The sequence below is a fragment of the Rhodoferax sp. genome (genome assembly GCF_039922535.1).
Lineage (GTDB): Bacteria > Pseudomonadota > Gammaproteobacteria > Burkholderiales > Burkholderiaceae_C > Rhodoferax_B.
In genome coordinates, this window is the sequence record NZ_JBDTEM010000111.1 from 1 (window position 1) to 2,868 (window position 2,868).

Annotated in this window: 3 protein-coding genes; all 3 read left to right on the top strand. The window is 61.4% G+C overall.

The annotated features are described in order from the left end of the window. Positions 1-36 precede the first annotated feature (36 nt). The gene (locus ABI213_RS05270) at positions 37-804 is read left to right on the top strand and encodes a coniferyl-alcohol dehydrogenase (RefSeq protein WP_348026315.1); all 768 of its coding nucleotides are present in this window, start codon (positions 37-39) and stop codon (positions 802-804) included. Between the two features lie 29 nt (positions 805-833). Further along, complete coding sequence (locus ABI213_RS05275; protein WP_348026317.1) at positions 834-2,513, top strand: DUF1302 domain-containing protein; 1,680 nt, start codon at positions 834-836, stop codon at positions 2,511-2,513. Between the two features lie 21 nt (positions 2,514-2,534). Further along, a partial coding sequence (locus tag ABI213_RS05280) for a DUF1329 domain-containing protein (protein WP_348026319.1) occupies positions 2,535-2,868 on the top strand: 334 nt, incomplete at its 3' end.

A 2,868-nucleotide genomic window follows, 5' to 3' on the forward strand; every position in this document is an offset into this window, starting at 1 on the left:
CCCTTCTAACCAACCCAGATTCACCAGGAGAACAGCATGAGCTTGCAAGGAAAAACGATTGTGGTCACCGGCACGTCGTCCGGCATAGGCGCCGAGGTGGCGCGGCTGGCCCGCTTCCAGGGGGCGACGGTGATTGGCATGGACCGCAATGACCCGAGCCTGACCTTGGACGGTTTCGTCAAAGCCGACCTGGGCAGCACCGCCGCTATCGACGCGGCTGTGGCCCAGTTGCCCGCACACATTGACGGGTTCTGCAATATCGCCGGTGTGCCCGGCACGGCGGACGGCGATTTGGTGGCGCGGGTCAACTACCTGGGCTTACGTCATTTGACAGAGGCCGTGCTACCGCGCATTCCGCGTGGCGGCAGCATCGTGAATGTGGCATCCATCCTGGGGGCCGAGTGGCCGCTGCGGCTAGATCTGCACAAAGCGTTGGCCGCTATCAAAGGCTTTGAAGCCGGTGCGCACTGGCTGCGTGACCACCCGGTGCCGCAGGCCACCTGCTACCAGTACTTCAAAGAGGCGCTAATCGTCTGGAACGCTACCCAATCGCAGGAGTGGTTTCTGGGCAAAGGCGTGCGCATGAACTGCGTGGCACCCGGCCCGGTGTTCACCCCCATCCTGGGCGACTTCGTCTCCATGCTGGGCGAAGAGCGTGTGAAAAAAGACGCCCACCGCATGTCACGTCCGGCCTTCGCCGACGAAGTGGCTGCGGTGATTGCCTGGCTGTGCAGCGATGCCGCCCGCTGGGTCAGCGGCGCGAATATCCCGGTTGATGGTGGCTTGGCATCGACCTATCTGTAAAACAAAAACTACCACCCGAGGAGACACTGATGATAAAAAAAACCACGCCCTTTCCACGCAGCGCACTGGCTCTGGCCAGCGGCCTGCTGTGCGCCGTATCGGCCCAGGCCCTGGAGCTGGGCTCCGACCCGGATACCAAGATCCGACTGGATTTGACACCTAAGTACAGCACCGCGTACCGCATGAAAGATGCCTCTGCCGCGCTGACCGTGCCGTCTGCCGATGCCGGTGTGGCGAACGAAAACGACGGCGACAGCAACTTCCGCAAGAAGGGTTTTATCTCCAACCGGTTTGACCTGCTGACCGAGTTTGATGTGACCCATGGCAACTACGGCCTGCGTGTCAGCCATGCCGCCTGGTACGACTCCAAGTACACCGGCCATAGCAGCAACGATGGATCGCTGGGCGTGAACAACTACGCCAACCAGGCGGCCAACGACTACATCCCGTTGACCATCGGGCAAAGCGGGCGCGGCGACCAGTTTCTGGACGTATTTGTGTTTGGCAAGGGCACCCTGGGGAGCATGCCCGCATCCATCCGCGTAGGCAAACATGCGCTGCTTTACGGGGAGAGCCTGTTCTTTGGGCAGAACAGCATTGCGAATGCCCAGGGGCCGGTGGACATCGCCAAGATTTCGTCGGTGCCCAACTGGCAGTTCAAGGAAGTGCTGTTGCCGGTAGAGCAAATCTCGGGCAGCTTGCAAGTGTCTGAAGACGTGACTTTGGGCGCCTACTACCAGCTCAAATGGCGGCCCAGCAAGCTGCCCGGCGTGGGTAGCTATTTCTCCAACCAGGACTACATCGGCGGTGGGCGTGTTTACCTGGGGCCGACCACGGTGCTGAACTCGGACGACAGCAAGGACCAGAAGCCGGGCAACAGCGGCCAGTTCGGTGCGCAGCTGCGCTGGTCTCCAGCGGGTAGCGCGTTTGAGTACGGATTTTATGCCGCGCGCTACAACGAGAAGACCCCAGCGGTGCCGGTGTTCGACTTCATCAACGGCAACGAACACAAGGTGTATGCCGAGGGGATCAAGACTATCGGTGCCAGCGTGACCTCGTCGGTCGGCCCGCTGAACTGGGCGTTGGAAGGCTCACTCCGCGCCAACGCGCCCTTGGCCGGCGATCCGGCGGTACTGCTGCCGGCCTTTCTGGGGGCGGGTGGCCCTGCTGCCGACTGCAGTGGTTCGCCTAGCAACCCGTGCTTTGCCATCGGAAAGACCGCGCATGTGAATTTGTCCGGGATCTATGTGCTGACCAAATCGGGCCTGTGGGATGGTGGCTCGGTAGTGGCCGAGCTGGCTTGGAACCGCACCCTGAGTGTGACCAAGAACCCCAGCACGCGCGGCAACGGCGGCTTGGACCCGAACACCACGCGCGATGCGGCGGCCTTTCGCATGATTTTTGAGCCGCAGTACTTCCAGGTGCTACCAGGGCTGGACATGTCCCTGCCCATGGGCCTGGGCTACAACTTTGCCGGGCGGTCCTCGGCCATCATGAACTTTGCGGGTGGGGCTAGCAAGGCCGGTGACTTCAACGTGGGCGTCAAAGGCAAGTACCGAGACTGGAATATTGGCCTCACCTACACCGGCTACTTCGGCTCTGAAAGCAGCTTTACGGTGGTGGACCCCGCGGGTTCACGGATGCTGTCTTACGGCCAGGGCTTGAGAGACCGCAGCTATGTGGCTTTCAACATGTCGCGCACTTTCTAAAAAATCTTACCGAGATACACCATGACGCAGTTTGTTAAAAATACCTTGCTCGCAGCCGCCTTGCTGGCGGTAGCCGTGGGCGCCCAGGCCGCCGTGAGCGCCGAAGAAGCTGCCAAGCTCAAAACCAGCTTGACGCCCATGGGCGCCGAGAAGGCCGGCAACAAAGACGGCAGCATTCCCCCGTGGGATGGCGGCGCCACCAAGGCCCCGGTTGGCTACAAGAGCGGCGACGTTCGGCCCGACCTGTTCCCGAATGAAAAACCGACCTTGTCGATCAGTGCCAAGAACATGGCCCAGTACGCCGACAAGCTGAGCGACGGCGTGCAGGCCCTGATGAAGAAGTACCCTGACTTCC

Excerpts from the sequence above, each read along its gene's own strand:
- ABI213_RS05270 (WP_348026315.1), top strand. The coding sequence starts at position 37 with ATGAGCTTGCAAGGAAAAACGATTGTGGTCACCGGCACGTCGTCCGGC.
- ABI213_RS05275 (WP_348026317.1), top strand. The coding sequence starts at position 834 with ATGATAAAAAAAACCACGCCCTTTCCACGCAGCGCACTGGCTCTGGCC.